Source organism: Mycolicibacterium chlorophenolicum (assembly GCF_001044235.1).
In the GTDB taxonomy this organism is placed as follows: domain Bacteria; phylum Actinomycetota; class Actinomycetes; order Mycobacteriales; family Mycobacteriaceae; genus Mycobacterium; species Mycobacterium chlorophenolicum.
Map to the genome: position 1 here is coordinate 1 of NZ_JYNL01000057.1, position 24,562 is coordinate 24,562.

The window sequence follows — 24,562 nt, forward strand, 5'->3', positions numbered from 1 at the left end:
GTCGGCGGCCAACGCGAACAATGCCGCGGTCAGCAGCGGAAACGCCAGCAGCACCAGGATCGACGTCACCAGGATGTTCCAGGTGAAGATCGGCATCCGGAACATCGTCATGCCCGGCGCACGCATACACACCACGGTGGTGATCATGTTGACCGCGCCTAAAATCGTGCCCAGCCCGCCGACGATCAGGCCGAGAATCCAGAGGTCGGCGCCGGCGCCTGGTGAATTGATCGCACTCGACAAGGGTGTGTAGGCGGTCCAGCCGAAGTCCGCGGCGCCGCCGGGGGTGATGAAGCCCGCGGTGGCGATCAGTGCACCGAAGAGGAACAGCCAGAACGAGAACGCGTTCAGCCGCGGGAACGCCNTCCACAGGTCACCGCCCGCACCGGGCGAGTGGATCGCGTCGGTCAGCGGCGAGTAGGCCGTCCAGCCGAAGTCCGCGGCGCCGCCGGGGGTGATGAAGCCCGCGGTGGCGATCAGTGCACCGAAGAGGAACAGCCAGAACGAGAACGCGTTCAGCCGCGGGAACGCCACGTCGGGCGCGCCGATCTGCAGCGGAAGCACCAGGTTCGCGAAGCCGAACACGATCGGGGTGGCGTAGAACAGCAACATCACCGTGCCGTGCATGGTGAACAGCTGGTTGTACTGCTCATTGGACAGGAACTGCAGGCCGGGCACGGCCAGCTCGGTGCGGATGAACAGCGCCATCAGGCCGCCGATGAGGAAGAACGCGAAGCAGGCGACGCAGTACATGATGCCGATCAACTTGTGATCGGTGGTCGTGATCAACCGGTAGATCAGGTTGCCTTTGGGGCCCATCCGGGCCGGAAAAGGACGGCGTACCTCAAGTTCCCCGACCGATGGCGCATCGGCGACCATTAAAACCCTTCCGCCACGGGCTCGGACCGCGTTCCCACTATCTACTGACTAGATACGTAGGTTATCGTACTGCGTAGCTTAGTACTAACTTGCGTAGTTGAAAAATTCCGGATCCGTCAGTGAGCCACATCGCCCGGTGACGGGTGTCCTGCCGGGGCGGGTGCCGAGCACTCGCACCCGCTCCGGCTCAGCACTCTTGGGGCCACCCCCGGTGCGTCAGGCGTTGCCGGGTCTCGCGGCGGCGTGGTAGCTGTTTCGAGGTGGTCACCGAACGACGCCCGGCCCAGACGGTGGCCCTCACATTACGTTCTACTACGTACGTACCGAGGAGTCAAAAGACCGTTCACGTTGTTGCGGGTTCGGTGATCAAACCGATTGTTTACCAAACTAATCCGCGAAACGCGATGGTGGGCTGGGCGTTCATCGACGGTCGACGGCTTGCCCAATCGCGGGCGTTCGGTTAGCGTCTCGCCAACCAGATAACGAATCGGTAACGGCAAAGGATCGTCTCGAATTGGTGCATCACCGGATTGCGCGACCGGATGCGGCGGCCGATCGTGGGGCCACCGACGTCACCGAGATCATCGCCTTCGGCGAGTTCGGCGCGTTGATGGATATGGCCAGTTGTCGCAGCGATCCGTTCGCCATCGACTTCGAGGTGTTGAGCGCACCTGAACTCGACGACCTCAACGATTTGGCTGATGAGTCGCCCCGGCTGTTGCTCGCACCGACAGGTTCGACGAACGCAGCGCCGCCGACCGTGCCGATTCACGTCGGCGGGGCACATCTTCGGGAATGCCCACGGCCGTCTCGCCGGGCGCTGTCGGGTAGTAACGTCCGCGCTTCTGGCGGGGCGCATCGAAAGACCCCTCAGGCCGCCGGTGCGGCGCACAGCAGGCTGGTCATCACGGCTATCGCCGTCGGCGCGGTCGCCGCCGCAGCGAACGCAGCGGTCGACGAAACGGAGGCGCAGCAGCCGGTTTTGGTCGCCGACACTGCGGCGTCCCCGGCCGCCCTCCCCGGCCCCTCGGGGATGCAGATCGTCCCAGTGGCGAACAGCTTTGATGCCGGGATCCATCTACAGGAATTGGTCAACGGCACGGCCTTCGCGCAGGAGCGGGCGCAGCGCGAGGCGCGGCTTCGGCGCCCACAGTTCAGCTTTCCCGCCCGAGGCATTTTGACTTCGCGCTTTGGAGCCCGGTGGGGCACCCTGCACGCTGGCCTCGACATCGCCAACGCCGTCGGTTCTCCGATCTACGCCGCATCCGACGGGGAGGTCATTGCCTCCGGTCCGACACCGGGTTTCGGCATGTGGGTCAAAATCCGCGCTGCGGACGGCACGGTTACCCTCTACGGTCACATCGACACCACCATGGTGCAAACGGGCCAGCGGGTGATGGCAGGCGACCAGATCGCCACCATGGGCAACCGAGGCAACTCGACCGGACCGCACCTGCACTTCGAGGTGCATCTCAATGGAACTGACAAGATCGACCCGATGGCGTGGTTGGGGGAACGGGGCGTCCCCAACGACTAGGGCCGCTGCCCGACCGGCTCCACAATGCGAGCACAGTCAGCTACTGACGTCCTCAGTAGAATCGTGCCGAGCCCGGCTGGGCGCTGCGCATTCGCAGTCGGCGCCGTGCGCTCACTTCAGCGCCGGCACACCGATCGACACCGTAAGCTACCTACTGACCAATCCAGGAGGTTCGATCATGGCGCGGGTGCGTGGCTTCGGAGAACTCGAGGCGTCGATCATGGATCGCCTCTGGAATCGTGACCCCGACGCCGACTCCACGGTCAGGGACATCTTCGACGAGTTGAGCACCGAACGGCACATCGCGTACACCACAGTGATGTCGACGATGGACAACTTGCACGGCAAGGGTTGGCTGTCGCGTGAACGCGACGGCAAGGCGTATCGCTACCGGCCGACCCTGACTCGCGAGGAGCACAGTGCACGACTCATGCTGGAGGCACTGAGCGGCGGCGGTCGATCGGAGGCGGTTCTGAGTCATTTCGTGGCGCAAATAGACGCGGAGGAATCCGCTGACTTGCGTGCTGCGCTGCGGCGCCTGGCCCGCAAGTCGCGCCGATGACCGTCGCGGCGGCGTTGCTGCTCTACGTAGCGGCGGTCCTGGCGATCGGACCGAAGCTGCTGGTTCGTATCACCGCCGACGGCGGGGCTCCGCGCCTGGCGATAGCCGCGTGGATCACCGCTGTCGTGACGGTGCTCGGCTGCTCGGTTGCCGCCGTCGCGCTGCTGCTCATCGAGGCCGCTGGGCATTGGGACAGCCCCGACGCGCTGCTCGTCACGTGCCTAGAACGTCTGCGCGCCATTCTCGTCGGCCACGCCGGGTGGCCGGCCCGAATCGTCGCGACCGTCGCAGTGGCCATTGCCGTCGGCAGTCTGATCGCCGTCGTCTTTCGAATCGGCCGCGCTCTGGGCCGCATGCGCACCCACACCTTCGCGCACGCCGACGCCGTGCGCCTGGTGGGCAGGTCGTACGGCAGCGACGTTGTGGTCATCGAGGCATCCGAGCCTGCGGCGTATTGCGTGGCGGGGCGCCCCCCGGCGATCGTGGTGACGACCGCGGCTATGGCCGCGCTCGATGAAAACCAATTGGCGGCCGTCGTCGCCCACGAGCGTGCTCACCTCGACGGGCGGCACGCCTACATCGTCGCCGCGGCGCGCGGCCTGACCACCGCGCTGCCCACATGCGGGCTCTTCGCGAGCGCCGCCAGCCACATCAGTTCTCTGTTGGAGATGTGCGCCGACGATGCGGCCGCTCGTCACCACGGCCGTCAGCCGCTGCTCGCGGGCTTGTTAACCCTCTCGGGCGCCACCACCCCGGCTCACGGTCTGGCCGCCGCCGGTATCGCCGTGCTCGCCCGTGCCGAGCGGTTATCGAAGCCACCACGACGCTTCGCCCGCATCCAGACCCAAGTCACGCTTACCGGCGCAGTAGCGGCGATGGCCGCCGCACCCTTGGCGATCGTCACTCTGTCGCTATCGGGCGTACTGATCTGCTTCGCGTGAGCGGCTCACCGAGCTCAACGACTTCCCGACATTCTTGGCGCATCCCAAATACGATGCTGCACGGCTCCATTGCGCCGGAAATGCGGCTACGGCAGGGTCGTGGTGCTTCCGCGGCTGGCTAGAAATGCGGGAGGTCGGCCATGCCCGCAAGGTGAGCGGCGGCAGGGTCGGCCACCAGCAAGGCCAACACCGCCAAACCGAGGGCCAACAGTAGCGCGGTTGCGATCCATCGGCGAGCCAGTCGCCCCGTCGGCCGCGTGTGACGCTGCTGAGGCCAACTCGACCGCGGTCCGTGGCAGGACACGGCCAGTGCACTCTTCACACCGCCAATCTACTATGTCACTACGTAGGTGACCATCGCTTCGCGTGAGGTACGGCGGTGGGTCACCAACACGGTGTAGGCGGCCTCCTGACCGGGCTTCTACGGCAACGATGTCACCGTCCCTCCATGCCGGCGGCGATGAAAGGGACGGCGTGCGCGACGATCCGAGAACGGTCACCGGGCGACCGGTCCGCGCGGCATGGGCGGTACTCGCAGGTGTGGCGATGATCGTCGTCGCGGGCTGCGGCGATGGGGACCGTGTTTCGTCGCCGGGTCCTTCGAGCGCCGCGGTTGCCATCACCGAACAGGCGCACACTCGGTTCGACGTGTTGTTCGCCCGCGACATCATCGATCACAGCGCTCAAGCTGTTGCACTGAGCAACCAGACCATCGGCAAACAGGGCGTCCCAACCGAAATCAGCGACATCGCCAGACGAATCAGCGCGAACAGCACCACCCATGTCAATGAGCTGCAGGCGCTTCTGCTGGATTGGGGATTCGCCCCCATGACCGTCGGGTCCCGTCCTCCGGCAGCCGCACCCAGCGTCGCCGTTGGGCCGGGTGAACATCCCCTCGCGGTCGATGCCGACGTCGGTCGCTTGATTAACGCGACCGGGGTGGGTGCGGCGGGCGTGTATCTCGAACTGATGATCAGGCAGCACCGCTTCACCATCTCGGTCGCGCGTGATGAACTTCAGTCAGGGTCGAATCCTGGGGCGATCGCGATCGCCCGGTCGCTCATCGAAAGCCAGCAATTCGAGATTTCCGTCATGGAGACCCTGCGGCGCTGACGAGTGTCGCTGCGACAACCTCGGTCATGGCGCCGGGATGATGGCTGGCGCGTTGTCACCACGGCGTCAGTCGTGCTCGTTGGCGGTGCTCGGCAAGTCAGTAGGTGGTCGCCGCTGTTGGTGCAGTCCGCGCAGAAACGCGTTGTAGGCAGCCAGTTCCGCGTCGTCGCGTTCGACGTCGGCCTCCCTTTTCTTCGACTCCGACTCCTCGTCACGGCGCCACCGGATGGCGAAGATCACTGTAGTCAGCAGCGCGACGGGCTCGCCGTAGGACCACGCTAAGGCGCCGGCGACCCCCTGGTCGGCGACGGGGTCGACGTTCCAGTCAGGCGGAGGTTGGGAGAAGGTCTCGGTGAGCGTCCGCGGTGCCATCATCAAGATGACGCCGATGAAGACATGCAACGGCATTTCGACGAAGATGTCGAAGAAGCGGCCCAGGTTGCTCTGCCGGACCGGCAAGGGACCGGTCGACAGGATCGGCAGGATGAACAATAGGCCGCTGGCGAGGAAGAACACCTGCAGTGTGACGTGTCCGGCCACGCTGGCCGCCGCCGCGTCGAAGAGGTCGGAAAGGTACAGGCCGTAGTAGCTCAACAGGAACACCGGAATGGTGAAGCCGGGGTGCAGCACGATCCTGCTCGCCCGGCAGCGCAGTCCGCCCAGCGCGGAGATCACGACGTAGCGTCCGAGTCCACGATGGGGCGTGGACCTGAGTAGCAGCCGGCCGGGCGCACCCAGCACGAGCAGCGGCGGAACAAGAATCGAGAGCGTGAGGTGCTGGAACATGAAGGCACTGAACAGTCCGTAGCCGTAGCCGTCGATGGCCAGGCCCGTCACCGCCGCCAAGGCGATACAGCCGGCCAGGAAGCTCGCCGTGCGCGTCCAGGCCCACTGGCGGCCACGGGATCTGACGACTCGAACGGCGAGCAGGTACCACACCGCCAAAACAATTGCCGATACCGGCAGTATCGGAACCGGTGGCGGTAACCAACCGAGCATCGCCGATAGCGACGGCGGTGAGGTGGGGAGCACCACCTGACCGATCACGGGGCAGCCCACCATCGCGTCGCAGCGTTGCGCCCGAGTGTCGGCCGCGCCCCGCGGCGACGTGCAGCCGGGGCGGGGTCGCCATTCATCGCGGGGGGCCTGAGCCGGTTGCGGTCTCGGCGGCAAGGCGACGGACCACCGGTTCGAGATCCTCGGCGAGCAGCGCCCGCAGGAACACCGCGGCGACGCGATGCGAGCGGTCCAAGACGATGGTGGACGGGATAACGGTGGTGGGATACCTCGCGCCCAAGGCGATCATCGTGCGCATCGGTGGGTCGTAGATCGACGGGAAGGTGACCTTGCGATCGACGATGAAGTCAACCGCAGCTTGGCGATTGTTATCGCGAACGTCGATGCCCAGGAAGGCGACTCCCTCATTCCGGGTCGCGTCGTACACCCTTTGCAATTCCGGCATCTCGGTGCGACAGGGGCCGCACCACTGACCCCACACGTTGATCACCACCACCTGCTCGGCGAAGTCATCAAGTGACAACGTGCGGTTGGGGTCCATCAGGTCGGGTCCGCGTATCGGCCCCGGGCGACCACGACTCTGCGGCGGATCGTAGAAGATGTCGACCTGCCCGCCCGGCGATATGAACTCGAACGTGCCACCCTGCGCGACGGCGTCATCTCCGCTGGAGCACCCAGACACTGCGGCGCCGAACAGTACCGCGCTCAGACCCGCGGCGATGCCACGCCGTATCACCAGTGACCAACGTGTCGGGGGTCGCCGCCGTCGCCAACGCTCAATGCCCATGTCCAGCCTCGCCGGCGACGTTCGGGGCGCATCGGTGAGTCGAAGAGTCATTTCAAGTGCCACTTACCCGGAGCTTTCTGCGGTACCCAACGCCGGCTTGAAGACGCGCGACGTATTGCGTGACCTGTGGCATCGACCCGACGACCTCCTTGACTGGACGTTCGGCGCCGGCGCCGCGGCTGCTCGGGCGAGCAATGGCGGCGGCCCTGCAGCCAGAGAGCCGGGTCCGCACGGCACGTTCTACGTAGAGACTACGTAGAATGTAGCGCAACGACGTAACCGCGCAAATGGGACGACGTCGATGAGGCGCCGCTCGCGGTACGTTCACGGGCCCCGGCTGAGGTGATGGCGTACGGGTTTGCCCGCTCTCAACATGGCGGCGGCGATCGCGATCAATCCCGCGACGGCGCCCGCCAGGATCCACAGCGCCGGGTTCGCGACTTCGGGTTGTTGGCCGGTGTGCGTGTCGTCGTAGGAGTGTTTGGTGGGCGTCGGGCCGGCGGGGCGTGGTGGGGCTGTCGAGGTGGCCTGCGCAGACGTCGGCCCCGCGGCGACAGTCGAGGCGACGGTCGAGGCGAGTCCCACGACGGTAGCCACGACTGCGACGACAATGGCCGCCTGCGCGAGCCACCTTCCGGCCTGCGGGGGTCGTCGACACCACCTGCGCGGCGTGCCCCCGTTCATCTCACGAAGTAGATAGTGGCAAAGAGCGCGATCCACACGATATCGACGAAGTGCCAGTAATAGGACACCACGATGGCGGCCGTCGCTTGGGCAGGGGTGAACTTACTCATGCGCGTGCGGATGAGCAGCAGGATGAAGGCGACGAGACCGCCGATCACGTGCAACCCGTGGAAACCCGTGGTGAGGTAGAAGACCGACCCGTACGCGCTGCCGGCGATCGTGGTTCCCTCACGCACCAGGCTGAGGTACTCGTATCCCTGGCCGAGCACGAAGAACAATCCCATGACGAAGGTGACGACGTACCACCGGCGCAGGCCGAACACGTCGCCGCGTTCGGCGGCGAAGACACCCATCTGGCAAGTGAACGACGACGCGATGAGGACCAAGGTCACCGGCACCGCGAGCGCGAGGTTCAGCTCGGTGGGCGGCGGCGGCCACTCGTCGGCCTGGGCACGAGCGGTGAAGTACATCGCGAACAGACCGGCGAAGAACATCAACTCACTGGACAACCACACGATTGTCCCCACGGCGACCATGTTGGGCCGATTCAGGGAATGAACCCGTGCCGTGATGGCGGTGCCACTTGTCATGTCGTCCCTCGTCAAGCCAAGTCCGCAGACGGTCTACTGAGTCGCTACCTACTATCTCACACAGTAGTTGCACGATAGTTGCGGCGTTGGGTGCCGTGGTGCGTTCGACCGGAACATTCAGCGGGAGTGCGTTTTTGAGCCGCGCCTGGTGCGACGGAGCACGCACGAGGGGCGAGTAAGGCCGATGAGCATCGCCGTGGGCGTGGACATTGACCGCGGTTACTCGTAATCTTTCCGTGACCTACGTAGCTAGACCATAGATGTCCCTGCGGTGTAAGGACTGTGTTTTGAGGATGAACCGCCCTGCCGCGGTACGCCGATCTGCGGGTGTTCTCGTCGTGGCGATCGTGCTGGCACTGACTCTTGGCAACTCGGCGGGCATTGGGTGGGCCGACCCGGCTGCTGATGCCTTGGCTCGATTGACGGAGCTCTCTCGAGAGGCCGAGCAGACCACGGAAGCGGTGTATTCAGCCGAGCTGGACCTCGAGGCGAAACTCGCGGCGCAGCGCAGGGCCGAGGATCGTCAACGCGCCGAACTCGAGGCGATGACCGCGGCGCGAGCCGACCTCGGCGAGTATCAGGCAGCTGTGAACCAGGTGGCGGCCGCGTCGTACATGGGTGGTTCGACCAGCACGATCAGCGCGGCGCTGACCGCGGAGTCTCCGCAACGCCTGCTCGACGAACTCTCGTCGAGCAGGGTGATGGCCACTCAGATGTCGGACCGCATCAAGGCCTTTCGCGCCGCGTCGACCCGTGCCGACGACGCAGCGCGCGCCGCGCAGTCGTCGGCGCTGGCAGCTCGTACTGCCGCGGAGCAGGCGTCAGCGGTCCGCGCAAGCCTGCAATCGAAGCAGAGTCGGCTGCGGACACAAATCCACGAAGTAGAGGCGCTATATCGCGCACTGACTCCCGATCAACGTGCAGCGCTTGCCGATCCTGGGCCGGTGCCGCCCGCGCCGCCGGCCCCGCCAGCGGCCAACCCGGCCATCATGGCGATGCCCGAAGCGATACCGCCGGTGGGGCCGGGTCCGTCCAGCTCACCCGAGGGGGCCGCGGTCGTGCAGGCGGCGTTGACCCGTGTGGGTGCGCCCTATTCGTGGGGTGCGACAGGACCAGATGCGTTCGACTGCTCGGGGCTCATCAAGTGGGCCTTTCTGCAGAACGGCAAGTCGCTCCCTCGGTCGAGTCAGGCGCTGGCGGCGGGCGGACAACCCGTGGCGACGACCGAGGTACAGCCCGGCGACATAGTCACCTTCTACTCGGACGCCTCACACGCGGGTATCTTCATCGGCGATGGGAACATGGTGCACGCCTCGACGTACGGCACTCCGGTGAAGGTGGCGCCGATCTCGTCGGCGCCGATCTACAACGTGCGCCGCTACTAGCCAGCTACCGTAGCGTTGCCCGCTTTCCACGGTTTGCAGGGAATGTTCCAGTCGCCGAGTCCGTCGGTACCGGACAGGGTGGCGTGTTGGCGCGGCGGACGCGAAGCTCAAGGAGGACTGTGAGACTGGCCACGCGCGCCGTCATGACCACACTCATGGCGCTGGCCTTCTGGCTGTCCGGAGTCGGGGTTGCTGCCGCGCACACCTCACTCGTTGGTTCTGACCCGGCCAAGGACGCGAGCGTAGCGTCCCCATTGACCGCCGTCGTGCTGAACTTCTCCGAGGAGATCAATCCAGCGTTCGCTGACGTCGCCGTCACCAGCGCCGATGGTCGTAACTGGGTGTCGGGCTCGGCAAGCGTCGAAGGGCCGCGCCTCACGGTCGCCGTCGGGCCCGAACGACTCACAAACGGCCTATACACCGTCAGCTACCGCGTGGTCTCAGCAGATGGCCACCCCGTCTCCGGGTCATACACCTTCACCATCGCCGGCGTCCCCGAACGGCCTTCACCCACAACCGCGCCAGCCCGTGCAGCACCCAGCACCGCTGAGCCCTCTCCCTCGGCGCCCGCGGCGAAAGCAGGTTCAGACACCAAGGCGTCTGTACTCACAGCAGCCGGCGCCGGTCTGGCGCTCGGAGGTCTGATCGTGTTCTGGCAAAGTAGGCGACACCGCCGGAAGAACGCAGCAGAACACCCCGGATCTGAACCTGGGTCCTCACTTGGAGGGCAAGACACATCGCCTCCGTCCGATCGGAGAGACTGACCTCGTAAAGTCGAGCTGGACAACGACCGCGGGCAGATCGTCGACGATCTCGACAAAAGAGGCGCTGGTTACTACGTGTGCCCGAAGGCATTCCGCCGCCCGCGGGCGCGCCGGTTCCCTACATTGACTATCCTGCCCGCGGCAGACCCGCCGACCAGTTGCGTATCTGGGCTGCACGACGGGCTCCGGCGCTGAATATGCCAACCACCGCGTTGGAGGCATATGCCTATGCGGCCAGGGTCGCGCACGTCGAGAACCCCGACTGCCAGCTGGCCTGGACGACGCTGGCGGGGATTGGCATGGTCGAGAGCCGCAACGGCACCTTTCGCGGCGCCACCATCGCCCCGAACGGGGATGTCACTCCTCCGATTCGTGGTGTGCGCCTTGATGGCTCGAACGGCAATATGCGCATTATCGACAGCGGCGGCGGTACGCCCCCCGGTGAGCCCGGATTCGCTCAGGCAATGGGGCCTATGCAGTTCATCCCGGAGACCTGGCGGCTGTATGGGGTCGACGCCAACAACGACGGCATCGTCAGTCCCGACAATGTCGACGATGCTGCGCTGTCGGCCGCCGGCTATCTGTGCAATCGCGGTGGCGACCTGGCGACGCCAAAGGGGTGGATGAAAGCGCTGCGGGCTTACAACCAGTCCGATCCGTACGCCCGCAGCGTGCGAGACTGGGCTACAGCCTATGCCGCCGGCCACTCTCTGTAGCAGCCCGAGGGCGCCGAATCGATGCGCTCGCGCGCATTCTCGACGCATAGATGTATGGCGGCGACGGGTCGCGCATAGGATCGGAGTGCCATCTGATGAGGCATTCGTACGATCCAGTCGGTGGACTGAACCGCTAGTTTGACCCACTCTGCCGACGTTTCCTTGTTATGCCGAAACCGAAAGGGACTAACGAGATCGAGAAGCAGATCATCTGGCGCGGCCTGTTGGCTGGCGCCGCCGCAGGGGTACTGGCATTCGGGTTCGCGCGGATATTCGCTGCGCCCCAGACCGCACGCGCAATCGAGTACGAAGATGGCGTGCGAGCCGCCCGGGAGGCAATGGATTCGCCGGGGGGACACGCCGGCCACGGCGAGAATGTCGACCTGTTTACTCGCACAGTGCAGATGAACATCGGCATGGGACTCGGCCTACTCGCGTTCAGCGTCGCCATTGGCGCCTTGTTCGCGGTGGTGTTCGCCGTAGCCTATGGTCGTGTCGGCGATGTGTCGGCACGACTGCTGTCGCTCTACATCGCGGGCGGCATGCTGTTGAGCTTGTACGTCGTACCCAACCTAAAATATCCCGCCAGCCCGCCAGCGTTGAGTCTCGACCAGACCGTCCGTGAGCGCACGCTGCTGTATGTGTTGATGGTGGTGCTGTCGGGGGCGCTCCTGATCGGCGCGGTGGTACTGGCTCGCCGATGGGTGGCCAAGTTGGGTGCCTTTAATGGCGCGTTGGCCGCCGCCGGCGCCTATGCAACGACGATGGCAATCGTCATGTTCGCGCTGCCAACCATCAACGAAACACCGGCACCGCTGCGCGACGCTACAGGCGCGATCGTCTATGAGGGCTTTCCCGCCGATGTCCTCTACTATTTCCGGCTTTACGCGCTNCCATCAACGAAACACCGGCACCGCTGCGCGACGCTACAGGCGCGATCGTCTATGAGGGCTTTCCCGCCGATGTCCTCTACTATTTCCGGCTTTACGCGCTGGGCACCCAGGTTGTCATTTATACGACGATCGGCCTCGTGCTCGGCGCGATGATGTCGCGGCTAGTCGCGGAGCGCCAAAAAACGAGCAGCGAACTGTGTCGCCCGATACCCCGCCTCGGTGGGCATCCAGCCCTATCCCCTGAGCCGGTTTCGTCAGGTATACAGGTATCTTCTGGTGACCGCGTGTAACGAGCCGGGTCATATGGGTTATGCAAGCGTCCGTCGCTGCCGGGCGGGTTTTGCCGCCGGGAGGCCAGGTCGGCGTAGATCATTCCACGGCCACGGTTCGCTACGCCAAACCGGATTGCGCCGACTCTTGTTACTTCTCAACATGATTCGAAGCCCGCTGACTCGGTTGCTGCCCGGCTTGACGTCGGCAGCAAAAGATCCTCTGCGTGGCATCGCGTCGACATCAGTGCTCCGCCTTCGCCCGTCGATGTCTGCTGCACTCCTTCCCTCTCGCCGCGGCTCGCCTCTACCGCTGGCACTGGTACACCCCTTTTTTCAGTTGCTGTCCGCAGACACTGGCGACGTGCTGCCAGGATTGAGACTGTGACCGGCACCCCTCCTGTACCCGAAGATCATCCGTCATCTCAACCGCTGCCCGGAGTTGGAGCCGGCACCGCCGCGATCCTTGTGTTCACCTCCTCGGCGGCGGTGCTGGTGGTGGAAATCACCGCGCTGCGGTTGCTTGCGCCGTACCTCGGGCTGACCCTGGAGACCAGCACCCTGGTCATCGGAATCGCCTTGGCCGCAATTGCCCTTGGGTCCTGGGCGGGCGGCCGGCTTGCCGACCGCGATGATCCGCGCCGCTGGCTGGGNGACCAGCACCCTGGTCATCGGAATCGCCTTGGCCGCAATTGCCCTTGGGTCCTGGGCGGGCGGCCGGCTTGCCGACCGCGATGATCCGCGCCGCTGGCTGGGAACATCGCTGGGGGTATCAGGTGTAGTCGTGGCGTTCACGCCTTCCGCCGTCCGCGCGGCGGCCGAATGGGCACCTGCGACGCTGTTGATAGTCGCGACGCTCACGATTCTGGCACCCGGAGCGCTGCTATCGGCGGTGACACCGATGGTGACCAAGCTGCGCCTGATCAAGCTCGCCCAGACCGGCACCATTGTCGGTCAGCTGTCTGGCGTAGGCACCATGGGTGCCATCGCCGGCACCGTGCTTACCGGATTTGTCTTCGTATCGCGGATGCCAGTCAGCGTGATACTCATCGGCCTCGGATCGATACTGGTACTCGGCGGCATCGTTGTGGAGTCGCGCATGCGCCGACGGAACACCTTAAGCGCCATCGTAATAACGCTTGCAACCGTCGGCGCGGGCCTCGCTGGCTATCTCGCACCCGGCGGCTGCGACGTGGAAACCAAATACCATTGCGCCCGCGTCATCGCCGACCCGGAGCGAGACAGCGGCCGAACCCTCACGCTCGATGGCGCGCGCCACTCGTACATAGACCTCCAAGATCCGGCTCTCCTGCAATTCATCTACGTGCGCGCCTTTGCTTCCGTCGTCGACGCATCCTTCCCCTCCAAGAAGGCATTGGAGGCGTACCACCTTGGTGGGGGCGGCCTCACCTTCCCGCGGTACCTTGCTGCGACGCGGCCAGGAAGCCACAACGTGGTGTCCGAAATCGACGGTGGCGTGGTGCGCATAGACCGAGACGAACTCGGATCGGCTTCCGAGGCTGGCATTGAGGTACGCGTCGAGGACGGCAGACTGGGCCTTGCGGGGCTCGATGACGGCAGCCGTGATCTGATCGTCGGCGACGCCTTTGGCGGCGTGAGCGTGCCGTGGCATCTGACGACTGTGGAGTCGCTGACAGACATACGTCGAGTCCTCAAAAAGGACGGTGTGTACGTTGCTAATCTCATCGATTACGGCGAGCTGGCGTTCGCGCGTGCCGAAGTCTCAACACTCACAAAGGTTTTCGACTACGTCATAGTCGCCGCCGAGGCCGGCGACGTCGGCGTCGATACCGCGGCGACACCCGATGGTGGCAACCTGGTCGTGCTCGCTTCCGATCGACCAGTTGACCCGGGCGCGCTTCAGCGCGTTCTGAACACCCGCAAGACCGGGTGGACGATCACTGCCGGCGACGATCTCCGCAAGTGGATCGGCGACGCGCGAGTTCTGACAGACGACTACGCTCCCGTCGATCAGCTTCTCGATCCCTACCGTCGACAGAGCGGCGAGTGACTTGTCATGCTCGGCCTCGATCGAACACTGATCAGGGACGCAAAGCGCTGCCATTTACCCATTCGTCCCAGGGCACAGACCAATCTCCGTTCTGCCACTGTTCCAGCGGTGCGCCGCCGGTATTGCGGACCTCGACAACATCGCCCGGATTTGCGAACTCGTAATACCACTCGGCGTTTTCCGCGCTCAGATTTAAACAGCCCGCCGAAACGTTGGTGTTTCCCTGCGCCCACACCGTCGCCTCGCGCTCATGGAGGTAGATGCCGTCGGGACTGATCCGCACCGCGTGCGGGACGCTGATCTTGTACCCCGACGCAGAATCGACGGGCAATCCGTAGGTCGAGGAGTCCATCAAGACGGGATTCTCTTTCTCCATCACCGTATACACGCCAGGCTGGGTCCAAAAGGCGATTGTCTTGCCTCCGACAGCCTGCGTCCCGCCCCGGCCCATCGATGTCGGCATCGTGCGAACCAAACGGCCGTTTTCGTAGACACTGACCTGTTTGGTCGTGTCATCGGCGACGGCGACACGAGACGGTCCGATCCGGAAACTGACCTGCTTGTCCTGTTCTCCGAATAATCCACCACCCAGATCAGCGCCGTAGAGATCGGCTTTGACCGTGACCTCAGTACCGGAAGGAAAATATTCACGGGGCCGCCAGTGCGCCTTGCGATCGTTGACCCACATCCAGGAACCGGCTAGGTGGGGCGACGTTTTGACCTGGAGGCGCAATTCGGCCGCCGCCCNTTGACCGTGACCTCAGTACCGGAAGGAAAATACTCACGGGGCCGCCAGTGCGCCTTGCGATCGTTGACCCACATCCAGGAACCGGCTAGGTGGGGCGACGTTTTGACCTGGAGGCGCAATTCGGCCGCCGCCCTGTCCGGGATGTCGGCGTCGAAGGTTGCCACGACCACGGTTCCGACACCGTAGACGCCGCCCTCCGACAGCGACGCTCCGTTAGTCATGCCCAGCCTGACCCCGACCTGGGATTGCGGCGCGACGGTGGAGAACTCCGAAACGGACGTGACGGTNGCCCTCCGACAGCGACGCTCCGTTAGTCATGCCCAGCCTGACCCCGACCTGGGATTGCGGCGCGACGGTGGAGAACTCCGAAACGGACGTGACGGTGCGGGCGTCAGCGCCCCGGCCCGTCGCGCTGAGCTTGTAGGACCGTCCGTATCCGAGTGGCTCGGCGGGCTCCCAGGCGCGTCCGCCCCCCACCATTCGACCGGCAACGACCCTGCCCTGTTCGTTCTGCATACGCACATCGGTCAGGGTCCCAACAGTCGCGGTCACCTTCACTGCTCCGACAGGGACCACATCGCTCGCGCCTGTGCGGGGGAGAATCTCGATTGCGGGAGGCCCGGGGGCGGCCTGCGGCGTCTGCTCAACCTCCACAGCACCGGGCGCAACCACCGTATTCGACAGCCGAGAGTTGAGCNGGGACCACATCGCTCGCGCCTGTGCGGGGGAGAATCTCGATTGCGGGAGGCCCGGGTGCGGCCTGCGGCGTCTGCTCAACCTCCACAGCACCGGGCGCAGTCACGGTATTCGACAGCCGAGATTTGAGCGCACTCGTCTGCGATGCCGTCACGAGTACCGCGACAGCCGAGAACACGCTCAGCACCGCTACATGTCGGCGTCCAGTCAACACTTTCATCACAACAATCCGTCGGGTCGCACTCCTGGTCATTACGTACCCACATAGTAGTTGGTGGGCCGACCAACTGCCGATCCGGCGGGGCGACATACCAGAAGGGCGGGCGCCCAGATTCAAGCGACTGACTACCGGTGTTGGCGACATGCGGATACGTACTTAAGCGGCGACCTACCGCAAACTACGCGCAACCTCTGGCTTAGACGCCAGTGGGACGGCCGCTTCGGCAGCTCGCTCGAAGCGACATTGTGGCGGAATCCCCCGACAGGATTCCGCCACGGTGCTTCGTCGGTATCGGTCCCACCTCACCTGACGGGTCCACAATCTACTATGCAACTCAGTAGGACGCACAGGAATCTGGTGAGAGGCTGTCATCAGCCTCCGAACAGAAGGTTCGCCGACGACCGCTCAGCGGCCGTGGCTGCGATAGCTGAACCATCCCACGCCAACATTTGACTGCTCCGCCACCAGGGCGTCCAAGAAGCGTGCGCCTCCAGCTGGAGACAAAGCAATAGCGAGCAGGAATTTCTCGGCCGCGCAGCCCCATTGCAACGCATCACTCGGAGACTCAACAGCCGACGATTTGCCATACAGATGGCGGATCCGCCAACTCCCGCCATCTCAAATGGCAAGCCGCCATCGAGAATGGCAATCTACAACGCCGCCGCGCAACATGTAAGTTGCCGAACTGCGTGTCACTTGTCCGCGCCCCGACCAGGTACAACCGTGGCAGCGCCATCGAAATGTCAGTCGGGTTTTGCCATCCGAATGTCGAATCCTAGAACCGAACGGTTGTCCAAGAAATCGCAGGGCGTCAACCGCTGACATCTCGCCTGGAGTCGTTCCTGCAAGGACCGTAAGCTGGCCGCCGTAACCCGCGTGGCTGATGACGGGCCGCAAAGATCTCAACTCCACCCATCTGCGCCGCGGAATGCTCGAAGGGCTCACAGACCGCGCAAACCACACCGGGTAGGCGGCTACATCAGGAAGGCTGGTATACCCCGTGCCCGTCCCGCCCGACCGCGCCGCTATGGTCCAACGGCAAGGACACACGGCTTCACCGCCTCAGGAACTTGCCCATACCGACACTCGAAGGCGTGCGTAACTGATGGTGCGGTCGGCGTCGCTGTCGCGCCCAACGTGACTGGGCGCGAGCCGGACTCGGTGCCTCCCTGCCGGTAGCAGCTACCGCGGCGGCGCCCACTGTCCCTCAGCCCGGAGCCATGCCGGCACCCGACGACCGCAGCAACTCGTCGCCGGCGGACGGCGCCGAGGCTAGCTTTGTGGGACACCAACGCTGCCGGTGATGCCCAGCGCCAACGTCGCGGGCGACCCGGTGGCCATCATCCGGCGGTCTTGGAGATCGTGGCAACTTCTGCGCACAACTGACTGCCGGCATAGGCCGAACCTTCCTCACCAAGCGGGGCATCCCTCCCGTGACCGCCGCGGCAGATCCCGCCATAACCAACAGAGGCATTCTGCGCCTCCACGGTCGCCAGGCATCACAGTTCGTGATCCGTCGAACCATGTCACAACTCGGAATGCCCCAAACTCGTGGGGCGGCGGCAACGCCAACGGTCCCTCGCGAGGCATCGCTCAGGGGGCCAACGCCCTGGGCTTCGACTGCTGCGGACTCATGCAGTATGCCTTCGCCGGCGTCGGTATCAACGCGACCATTTCGCCGGATCGCAATACAGCGCGGGCCGCAAGAATCCTTCATCACAGATGCGCCGCGGTGCCCTCATCTTCTACGGCTCGAACGCGCCAGCACGAGCTATGTATCTCGGCGGCGGCCTGTTGATCGAAGCTCCCCCCATCAGGTCCGTCGTCAAGATCTCCCCCGTGTGCAGCTCCGGCATGACGCCTTATGCCATCCGCTTGATCGAGTACTGACACCTCGCGGCGACCACTGCGCGGTTGGCGCATCAATCCGCCCCTGAGATGCCTCCCGCCTCCCGCCGCTCGGTGTGGCGCGGCGGCGCGGCGGGGAACAGCGCCACGGCGCCGGCAAAGGCGACGCCCCACAGCACGACGACGACGGCGCACAGAATCAGCCGCGCTTCCCACCCGAGACTGTTCGGGCAAACGTCCATCAGCCAACGCATGTCAGGCCTTCCTCCACGTTCAGGGTCACCCTTTTGCAGGACGCAATCGGTATGTGTCTCGTAAAGATCTGCTGAAGATCGGGCCGGGCCGCTCGGGCAATCAATCAGGGCCGCATCAACGGGCGCCATATGGAGCATCGAGCACCACCCGGGGCGCAGGGCCTGAGCACGCGAAGGGATACCGCGCTGGTCGTCGACGACGAACTTCCCCTGGTGGAGACCGGTGGCCGCATCAACCCATCGGCGGTGCAGGCGATGGCCGAGGTTGGCATCGACATCACCGGCGAGTTCGTCAAGCCTGGACCGACGAAATCGTCTAGGCCGCCGACAGCGGTGATCACCATGGTCTGCGAACATGCCGGCCAGAATCTTCCCCGGCAAACGCTATGAGAACTTGGAAACTGCCCCATCCCGAAAGGCCAAGACGTCGCCGCGGTACGGCGGATCCGCGACGACCTCCAAGAACGGGTTAGGCGCTTGCTTACCGAACTCCACGTCACCGCACGTTAGGCCTCAACCCCAGAATGACCGACTCCTCAAGGCCTTCCGTGTCGTTCGTCTGCGTCAACGACGACGGTAAATCGCAAATTGCTGCGGGTCTCATCTGATCCACCCCGGCATGTCGGGAGGTCCTCTTATCTGAGTGCCTCCTCGGTATGAGGGTGCCGTTGGCGATGGTAATAGAGGGCTTCGGCCCGGTCCGGAGTCAGGTCCTGGCAGTAGCCATTCGGTCGCTGCCGGTTGTAGAAAGCCACCCATTCGGCGGTTGCCAGCGAGAGTTCGGCGGCACCGGGATACGGCGGCTGGTGGTCGATGAGTTCGGTCTTGTAGCTGCTGTTCACCGATTCGGCCAAGGCGTTGTCGAAGCTATCGCCCACCGATCCGACTGAGGGCAGGATCCCTTCAGCGGCCAAGTGTTCAGTGAACGCTACCGCCGTATATTGAGAGCCCGCATCGCTGTGATGGATCAGATCATCCAAAAATGTTGCACCAGAACGCTTCCTGGTATCTATGGCGTGGTTGATCGCATCGGTCACCAGCTTCTGGGTCATCTCGGTGGCCACCTTCCAGCCTACGATCTTGCGGGCGTAAACGTCGGTCACGAACGCTGTGTAGGCCCAGCCGGCACGGGTCCGGCAGTACGTGAAATCGGCCACCCACAAACGGTCCGGCGCGCCGGCGACGAAATGCCGCGCGACCCGATCCGGAGCTCGCGTTGCTGCCGGATCAGCAATGGTGGTGCGCACCCGGCGGCGCTTGCACGCACCCCGCCAACCCATCTCCCGCATGACCCGCTCCACAACACACCGTGAGACATCGAGTCCGTTGGTACGCAACACAATCCACGTCTTACGGGCACCCAGAACCGCGAACAGCTTGTTGGATCGGCGCAGCCGCCAGATGGCGTCGATCACCTGCGCATCAGTCCAGTCCGCCTTCGAGGGGCCACGGCGGGCGCGGTGGGCGTAATACGTCGACGGGGCGATCACGACGCCGAACTCCGAGAGCACGGCGCACATCGACTCGACACCCCACTTGAGACCATCAGCGCCCACCCGCATGTGCTGGTGGGCGCTGATGAACTCCACGACTACTGAGACGGCCGGTCGAGCTCGGCAGCGAAGAAAACCGACGCCGCCTTCAAAATCGCGTTGGCCCGCTTGAGTTCGGCGTTCTCCCGGCGCAGCTTGCGCAGGACCTCGGATTCCTCGCTGGTCTGCCCAGCCCGATCTCCGGCGTCGATCTCGGCCTGGCGGACCCATTTGCGCACCGTCTCGGCGGTACCGACGCCCAGCAGATCAGCAACCCGGCCCATCGCCTCCCACTCCGAGACCGTGTCGCTGCGCAGATCGGCCACCATCTGCACCGCTCGCGCCTTCAGCTCGTCTGGATACCGCTTCGATGACTTCGTTCCCACGTGCCCATCCTTCCCAACAGAAGAACTCTCCGGACACGCCGGGGCGGATCAATCCGCCAAACTCGCCGGCGACACCGTGGACGTGTTCAGCCGGCGCCGCGGTCAGCGATCTGTTTGCCCAAGCCCTGCTGGAGGTGAGCGTCGACGTCACCAGAGAGTAACCCACGTCCGCGGGCTCTGAGCTGGCCCGCAGGGTCGACCTGGTAGTCACCCTCGGCCGAGAAACAAAGCTCGACCCGCGGCCGGGCACCCGGGTGAAGAACTGGGACACCGACAAATCTTCCGAACGCGAAATCGACGGCATCGAACGAAAGTGGTTGATACGCATTTCGATGATCGCGTCCAGCGCCTGCACGCAACGCTCACCGACCCCACCGCCCGACACCCAGCCCGCGGCAGGGCAACTTCGCCGTCACCCGCCACCCTCCCACCGATCGCCGGAGTTCTCGAACGCTGGGAGCACATCCCTCACCCAATCGTCCTGATTGGGCTGCCCGCAAGCCTCAATCAGTCGAACGGCAGCCGCCGCCGCAACGCCTCGGAGAGCTGGGTAATCGTCGGCAGACCCTCAAACCGGCATCGGTCTGATATACCCGGCACGCCAACTCCGTCACCGGCACCGCATCGTCGAAAGCGTCTGTGCCATCGAGGAGCATGGTTGGAGAGCCGGCAAACGGCAAGGACGCCGCCTCGTCGTCTGTAGTGACCCGCCGATACGTGATCTCAACGTCGACCAGGCCTGCTGCTGCCGCGCCCACACGGACACCGACTTCCCGCCAATTCGGGCACCCTTCGAAATAGACAATCTCCACTCTCATGCGTCAATCGTGGCGTAAAAGAGCCCGTGGTGTCATCGGCAGCGGACTCCACCTCCCAGGCACGGACTTTCCACACCAGAGAACCGTTGTCCCGGTGAAGGTCTCACCGGATAGAACCGGGAGCATGACGCCATACGCGATTCGCGTCATCGAGAGTTAGCGCCGGCACGCGGATCACCGACGTCCTCTAATAGTTGCCGACACACTTCGATAGTTGCACATATTGCAATGTATGCATATATTTGAGCTGGAGGTGGTTGCGGTGGCTGCGATAGGTGCTCTGGTTCTGTATTTGACGTTCGTCGCACTCGGGTTCGGGTGGCGTAGTTGGCGCCAATATCGACTCACTGGCTCCACCGGTTTCCACGGAATCAGCGGCCGGCCGGGCTCACCGGAATGGGCCGCCGGCGTCGGCTTCGTCCTCGCCATGCTGCTCGGCCTCCTCGCACCAGCCTTGCAAGTGTTTGGCGTGCTAGCCCCAATCGCTGCTATCGAGGCCTGGGGGCTTCAGGCATTGGGTTCGGTGTTGGCGCTCGGGGGTCTCGCGGGGACACTGTGTGCGCAAAACGACATGGGTGAATCGTGGCGGATAGGCGTGGATGCGCAGGAGTCCACGACTCTGGTGCGCCGCGGCGCGTTCGCGGTCGTGCGCAACCCGATCTTCACGGCGATGCTGTCGTTCGCGACCGGCGTCGCGTTGATGGTCCCGAACGTGGTTGCGCTGGCTGCACTCATTCTTCTGGTCGTGGCGATCGAATTGCAGGTCCGCGTGGTGGAGGAGCCCTACCTCATACGCACGCACGGTGACGCCTACCGGTCCTACGGTCAAGCTGTCGGCCGGTTTCTTCCCGTACTGGGACGCTTTCCTAGGACCGTTGGCGGTGAATCCCACTAAGCGGAAGCCAGCAGAATCCGCGCCAGCCGCGTGGTCGTTTCCACACCATCGCCGTAGCCGCCTTCCCCGTTGAGCGAGTTCATGATCGCCAATGTGTAGCGCTGCTGAGGGCCGGCGAAACCGACGCTGTTGACGACCCAGCCGCCCTGCTCTTGGGACCACCCGTTCTTGTTGCCGGGAATCATGGCCGCGCCCGCTCCCCACACTCCCCATTGCTGGTTGGCGTCGAGGTGTTGCATCTCCGACACGATCGCCGCGGTCTGGGCCGCAGGCAAGCTGGTGAGGGTGTAATTCATCAGCCGGTCGAGGTCCTCGCTCGTGGCCTTCTGGAAACCCCAGTACGGGTACGTGCCGCTGAACCCCTGCTGCGGTTGCAGGTTAGTGAGTCCGTACGTGGCGAAGTTGCGGTTGAACGCCATGTTGTCTGGTCCGCTGTAGCGTTCCCAAAGCGTATCGGCAGCGTCGCTGTCCGATGAGTGCATCATGTCGGCCATGAGTTGCCGATCGGCCGGGGTCAAGGCGATCTGGCCGGCGCGTGCCCGAGTCAACAGATCAACCACCATCGCCAGCTTGATGGTCGATGCAGTCCATATCATCGTGGTGGCCGCCCCGTTGCGGTGAGCCTGTCCGGTCATCCGGTCGCGAAGCACATAGCCCACCGTGCCCGGACGAGTAGCTAGGTAGGCGTCTGCCTGCGCGATGCGCTGTCCGATCTCCGCGGCGGCCGCGGGCGCCGGCACGCACAGCAACACGGTCATAGCGACAAGTCCGGAGACGACGGCCTTCACCTGTGTAGCTTGTCAGTCCCCACGGACATCAGGGCCCACGGCACGCCGGACAAACACCGCGGTTCCTACTATGTATCTACGTACATTCAGCCCCGCGGATGGCAGGTGTGCCGTCACCGCTGCGAAAGCCACAAATTCCCGTGACGGGTCGACCCGCTAAAATAGACACTATCCGTGACGGTGCGACCGCAAACGCCTTCACCGGGGCGAATCGACGTTCTGCCAAAATGGATTGGGTGTTGAGCAGCATTGCGCACACTCGTTGCGTGTTCCGATCGGACGCAGCGTGACGCGCCGCGCCACCGCCCGGAGGCGTATTGGCGGGAGATGGCCCCCGCGAAGCGCACACAACCAGCGAGCGGCGGATGCGACATCTGGAACGGGCACACGTCGTCTCCCAACCGGACCCTTGGCTACACACATGCAATCACGCGTCGATGCTAGCTTTGGCGCTGCGTCGACGAGACCTTCTCAAAGCACTCGGCCAGCTAGTCGTGTGATCGTCGCAGCGCCCAGGTCGCTATCGGGCAACAACGCGTCGACGCGGGCCTCACGACCCCGATGGCCGCGCCCACCGATCGTGCCGCACTCGTGAGCGGGCGGAAGGATCAGAGAACGATGGCGGTCACGACGTCGAACCAGAACGCTCGGCCGTGGCCGACCGTTGCCGCCGCAGTCGCGCTAACAGCCGCGGCGTTGAGCGTGGGGTATTGGGCGCTCGGGCTAGCAACCATGCTCATCTTCACCGCCGGGTTCGTCGGGGGCTTGCTTCTGTGGCTGGTGTGGCCGAGTGGCGGCGGATGGGCCGACATTCGCGCGCCGTATTGGATCGCCCTGTTGTTGTTCCTGGCCCACCGCGTCGAAGAGAAGCAGACGGGGTTCTTCGCATTCCTGGCGGCTGTCACGGGTGTGCCGACGCCTGCGGTGAACTCGGTGCCGGTGGTGCTGCTCGTTGCCCTCTCTGCGGGCGCCTGGCTGTTGGTTCCGGTCCTCATGGGGCGCGGCCGCCCGATCGGCAGATACCTGGCATGGACGTTCTTCGCCTCGTTGGGCCTAACAGAGTTGGCGCACTTTCTGGTGTTCCCGTGGCTCGATCCCTCCGGGGCCGGCTACGTGCCCGGAATGTGGACCGTCGTCGCTCTCGCTCCCGTCGCCTGGTGGGGAATGTGGCGACTCACTCGCGGGCCATCCGTCGAATCCGCGTCCCCAGGGCAGCGCCCGATCCAACGCCTCCGTGACACCTCATAGGTCAAGTCCACCATTGCGGTGACATCCGTTGATAGCTCGGTGTCTTGCCCAAGGCGACAACGGCTTTTCCCGCTATGTGCCCTTCGTCAGAAGCTAGTTCTCCGACGACGTGTGTCTTTGCGGCGGCCGGCATCACAGCGGTGGCATCGTGAAGTTCAACCTCGGCAGCATCCCACTCGGAAGTAGTTCAAAGGTTATGGATGTCATGTCGTTCTCCGATCTGAGGTTTCACTGCACGCGCTCAGCCCAAGGACCAACGCGATGCAGGCCGTTGTGCCGACGGTGCGGTACACCGTCCGCCAGCCGTGGCTAGGCGCCGTTCGTCCTCTGCTCGATCGCAGTCGAGCCGCGGCGCTGGAGGATCAGCACCGCAAGCGCCACCCCCACGGCCAGAAGCCCACCGGCAGCGATCATTTGGCCTCCTAGCCGCTGGTCGCCGAGCAAGTCCGCATGCCAGCTCAGTTTTAAGGAGCGGTAGAAGACGTCGCCGAGAACCTCGCGCATGTTCATCACCACGAGCCCAGCAATGACGAACTGCGAAAGCCCGAACAACAGGATCGCGATCCGGCCCCGCTTGGGCATCAACCGTGGCACCGGCTCGACACCGCTGACGGCGGCGAAGAACAGCGAACCGCTGACTAAGAAGTACCCGATCATCAGCATGTGCGAGCCGTGTTCGCTCACGGCGGCATCGAAGACCGCTTCGAGGCAAAGCCCGTAGACGCCCACCACGAGAAGTGCCAGCGCCGTCCACGGATGCGCGATGAAACGCACGAGCGACGAATTCAGCGCGCTGACAAGCCATTCGCGGGGACCAGGCACCCCGTTGGGATCGACTGCCTGCAATGCATTCAGCGCGAGGGCCACCGGTGCGCCCTGCACGAGCAACACCGGCACCACTATCGTGAGCATCAATTGAGCGACGGCGTGCATGCTGAACGTTGCCGCCATGTACATGCC

The 24,562-nt window shown here is 64.4% G+C and carries 24 protein-coding genes and 5 pseudogenes; 16 read left to right on the top strand and 13 right to left on the bottom strand.

Annotated elements, in window-relative coordinates:
• Both MCHLDSM_RS36460 and MCHLDSM_RS36465 read right to left on the bottom strand, forming a co-directional pair.
• Window positions 1-364, bottom strand: a 364-nt coding sequence (locus MCHLDSM_RS36460; RefSeq protein ID WP_234714145.1) for a cbb3-type cytochrome c oxidase subunit I, incomplete at both ends; no start/stop codon positions are given.
• Between the two features lies 1 nt (window position 365).
• Window positions 366-879 (bottom strand): annotated as a pseudogene (locus MCHLDSM_RS36465) (cbb3-type cytochrome c oxidase subunit I); the annotation flags it as partial.
• A 514-nt stretch (window positions 880-1,393) separates the two neighbouring features.
• Between MCHLDSM_RS36465 and MCHLDSM_RS21550 the strand changes: the two are divergent.
• From MCHLDSM_RS21550 to MCHLDSM_RS21565, 4 genes are all read left to right on the top strand, one after another.
• Window positions 1,394-2,416: a M23 family metallopeptidase gene (locus MCHLDSM_RS21550; protein ID WP_011767865.1), complete on the top strand. Its 1,023-nt coding sequence runs from the start codon at window positions 1,394-1,396 to the stop codon at window positions 2,414-2,416.
• 178 nt (window positions 2,417-2,594) lie between these two features.
• Window positions 2,595-2,978 (top strand): BlaI/MecI/CopY family transcriptional regulator, encoded by a 384-nt coding sequence (locus tag MCHLDSM_RS21555; protein ID WP_011767864.1) that lies wholly within the window; start codon window positions 2,595-2,597, stop codon window positions 2,976-2,978.
• Window positions 2,975-3,919, top strand: coding sequence for a M56 family metallopeptidase (locus tag MCHLDSM_RS21560; protein ID WP_011767863.1), 945 nt, complete (start codon window positions 2,975-2,977; stop codon window positions 3,917-3,919). Before MCHLDSM_RS21555 ends, MCHLDSM_RS21560 begins: the two co-directional genes overlap by 4 nt.
• 474 nt (window positions 3,920-4,393) lie before the next feature.
• Window positions 4,394-5,032 (top strand): DUF305 domain-containing protein, encoded by a 639-nt coding sequence (locus MCHLDSM_RS21565; protein ID WP_234714146.1) that lies wholly within the window; start codon window positions 4,394-4,396, stop codon window positions 5,030-5,032.
• Between the two features lie 66 nt (window positions 5,033-5,098).
• On the opposite strand, the gene MCHLDSM_RS21570 is transcribed toward MCHLDSM_RS21565, so the two are convergent.
• The 4 genes from MCHLDSM_RS21570 to ctaE form a co-directional block, all read right to left on the bottom strand.
• A complete protein-coding gene (locus MCHLDSM_RS21570) occupies window positions 5,099-6,094 on the bottom strand; it encodes a cytochrome c oxidase assembly protein (RefSeq protein ID WP_011896115.1) in 996 nt (331 codons plus the stop codon).
• A 70-nt stretch (window positions 6,095-6,164) separates the two neighbouring features.
• Window positions 6,165-6,836 (bottom strand): TlpA disulfide reductase family protein, encoded by a 672-nt coding sequence (locus MCHLDSM_RS21575; protein WP_011767860.1) that lies wholly within the window; start codon window positions 6,834-6,836, stop codon window positions 6,165-6,167.
• 324 nt (window positions 6,837-7,160) lie between these two features.
• Entirely contained in the window at window positions 7,161-7,433 is a 273-nt protein-coding gene (locus MCHLDSM_RS21580) for a hypothetical protein (protein ID WP_234714147.1), read from the bottom strand.
• Window positions 7,434-7,516: 83 nt separating this feature from the next.
• The gene (gene ctaE / locus MCHLDSM_RS21585; protein WP_011767858.1) at window positions 7,517-8,110 is read right to left on the bottom strand and encodes an aa3-type cytochrome oxidase subunit III; all 594 of its coding nucleotides are present in this window, start codon (window positions 8,108-8,110) and stop codon (window positions 7,517-7,519) included.
• Between the two features lie 293 nt (window positions 8,111-8,403).
• Between ctaE and ripC the strand changes: the two genes are divergently transcribed.
• The 7 genes and pseudogenes from ripC to MCHLDSM_RS21605 all read left to right on the top strand — a co-directional run bounded on the left by ripC (window position 8,404) and on the right by MCHLDSM_RS21605 (window position 14,169).
• The gene (gene ripC / locus MCHLDSM_RS21590; protein WP_218002893.1) at window positions 8,404-9,495 is read left to right on the top strand and encodes a peptidoglycan hydrolase RipC; all 1,092 of its coding nucleotides are present in this window, start codon (window positions 8,404-8,406) and stop codon (window positions 9,493-9,495) included.
• 155 nt (window positions 9,496-9,650) lie between these two features.
• Window positions 9,651-10,259: a copper resistance CopC family protein gene (locus MCHLDSM_RS36470; protein ID WP_234714148.1), complete on the top strand. Its 609-nt coding sequence runs from the start codon at window positions 9,651-9,653 to the stop codon at window positions 10,257-10,259.
• 77 nt (window positions 10,260-10,336) lie between these two features.
• Entirely contained in the window at window positions 10,337-10,975 is a 639-nt protein-coding gene (locus MCHLDSM_RS21595; RefSeq protein WP_011896118.1) for a lytic transglycosylase domain-containing protein, read from the top strand.
• Window positions 10,976-11,169: 194 nt separating this feature from the next.
• Window positions 11,170-11,867, top strand: a 698-nt coding sequence (locus tag MCHLDSM_RS40540) for a CbtA family protein (protein ID WP_063840649.1), incomplete at its 3' end; no start/stop codon positions are given.
• 1 nt (window position 11,868) lies between these two features.
• Window positions 11,869-12,158: pseudogene (locus tag MCHLDSM_RS37385) on the top strand (CbtA family protein); the annotation flags it as partial.
• 468 nt (window positions 12,159-12,626) lie between these two features.
• On the top strand, window positions 12,627-12,790 hold a 164-nt coding region (locus MCHLDSM_RS40545), incomplete at its 3' end, for a fused MFS/spermidine synthase (protein ID WP_412178261.1).
• Between the two features lie 11 nt (window positions 12,791-12,801).
• Window positions 12,802-14,169: a fused MFS/spermidine synthase gene (locus MCHLDSM_RS21605; protein WP_268781872.1), complete on the top strand. Its 1,368-nt coding sequence runs from the start codon at window positions 12,802-12,804 to the stop codon at window positions 14,167-14,169.
• A 31-nt stretch (window positions 14,170-14,200) separates the two neighbouring features.
• On the opposite strand, the gene MCHLDSM_RS21610 is transcribed toward MCHLDSM_RS21605, so the two are convergent.
• The 3 genes and pseudogenes from MCHLDSM_RS21610 to MCHLDSM_RS40245 all read right to left on the bottom strand — a co-directional run.
• On the bottom strand, window positions 14,201-14,916 hold a 716-nt coding region (locus MCHLDSM_RS21610), incomplete at its 5' end, for a L,D-transpeptidase (protein WP_048471957.1).
• Between the two features lies 1 nt (window position 14,917).
• Window positions 14,918-15,138, bottom strand: a pseudogene (locus MCHLDSM_RS39675) (Ig-like domain-containing protein); the annotation flags it as partial.
• A 67-nt stretch (window positions 15,139-15,205) separates the two neighbouring features.
• Window positions 15,206-15,589, bottom strand: a pseudogene (locus MCHLDSM_RS40245) (Ig-like domain-containing protein); the annotation flags it as partial.
• A gap of 1,449 nt (window positions 15,590-17,038) precedes the next feature.
• Here MCHLDSM_RS40245 and MCHLDSM_RS36475 point away from each other — a divergent pair.
• Window positions 17,039-17,723 (top strand): annotated as a pseudogene (locus MCHLDSM_RS36475) (NlpC/P60 family protein); the annotation flags it as partial.
• A 32-nt stretch (window positions 17,724-17,755) separates the two neighbouring features.
• On the opposite strand, the gene MCHLDSM_RS38805 reads toward MCHLDSM_RS36475, so the two are convergent.
• Complete coding sequence (locus tag MCHLDSM_RS38805) at window positions 17,756-17,935, bottom strand: hypothetical protein (protein ID WP_049777491.1); 180 nt, start codon at window positions 17,933-17,935, stop codon at window positions 17,756-17,758.
• A 213-nt stretch (window positions 17,936-18,148) separates the two neighbouring features.
• Between MCHLDSM_RS38805 and MCHLDSM_RS38195 the strand changes: the two genes are divergently transcribed.
• Entirely contained in the window at window positions 18,149-18,325 is a 177-nt protein-coding gene (locus MCHLDSM_RS38195) for a low molecular weight phosphatase family protein (protein WP_168440110.1), read from the top strand.
• A 245-nt stretch (window positions 18,326-18,570) separates the two neighbouring features.
• Here MCHLDSM_RS38195 and MCHLDSM_RS21635 read toward each other — a convergent pair.
• A protein-coding gene (locus tag MCHLDSM_RS21635; protein ID WP_085978045.1) for an IS3 family transposase occupies window positions 18,571-19,796 on the bottom strand; the annotation gives its coding sequence in 2 pieces (ribosomal slippage) (window positions 18,571-19,565 and window positions 19,565-19,796; 1,227 coding nt in all).
• Between the two features lie 1,107 nt (window positions 19,797-20,903).
• On the opposite strand from MCHLDSM_RS21635, the gene MCHLDSM_RS21645 reads away from it, so the two are divergent.
• Complete coding sequence (locus tag MCHLDSM_RS21645) at window positions 20,904-21,566, top strand: methyltransferase family protein (protein WP_048471953.1); 663 nt, start codon at window positions 20,904-20,906, stop codon at window positions 21,564-21,566.
• On the opposite strand, the gene MCHLDSM_RS21650 is transcribed toward MCHLDSM_RS21645, so the two are convergent.
• On the bottom strand, window positions 21,563-22,324 hold the full coding sequence (locus MCHLDSM_RS21650) for a serine hydrolase (RefSeq protein WP_011896127.1): 762 nt from the start codon (window positions 22,322-22,324) through the stop codon (window positions 21,563-21,565). The genes MCHLDSM_RS21645 and MCHLDSM_RS21650 overlap by 4 nt on opposite strands.
• A gap of 395 nt (window positions 22,325-22,719) precedes the next feature.
• Between MCHLDSM_RS21650 and MCHLDSM_RS36495 the strand changes: the two genes are divergently transcribed.
• Both MCHLDSM_RS36495 and MCHLDSM_RS21655 read left to right on the top strand, forming a co-directional pair.
• The gene (locus MCHLDSM_RS36495; protein WP_372510502.1) at window positions 22,720-22,854 is read left to right on the top strand and encodes a DUF3703 domain-containing protein; all 135 of its coding nucleotides are present in this window, start codon (window positions 22,720-22,722) and stop codon (window positions 22,852-22,854) included.
• A 118-nt stretch (window positions 22,855-22,972) separates the two neighbouring features.
• Window positions 22,973-23,602, top strand: a complete 630-nt coding sequence (locus MCHLDSM_RS21655; RefSeq protein ID WP_011896128.1) for a hypothetical protein — start codon at window positions 22,973-22,975, stop codon at window positions 23,600-23,602.
• Window positions 23,603-23,911: 309 nt separating this feature from the next.
• On the opposite strand, the gene MCHLDSM_RS21660 is transcribed toward MCHLDSM_RS21655, so the two are convergent.
• Window positions 23,912-24,562: cytochrome c oxidase assembly protein (locus MCHLDSM_RS21660; RefSeq protein WP_131722671.1), on the bottom strand; the 651-nt coding region annotated here is incomplete at its 5' end.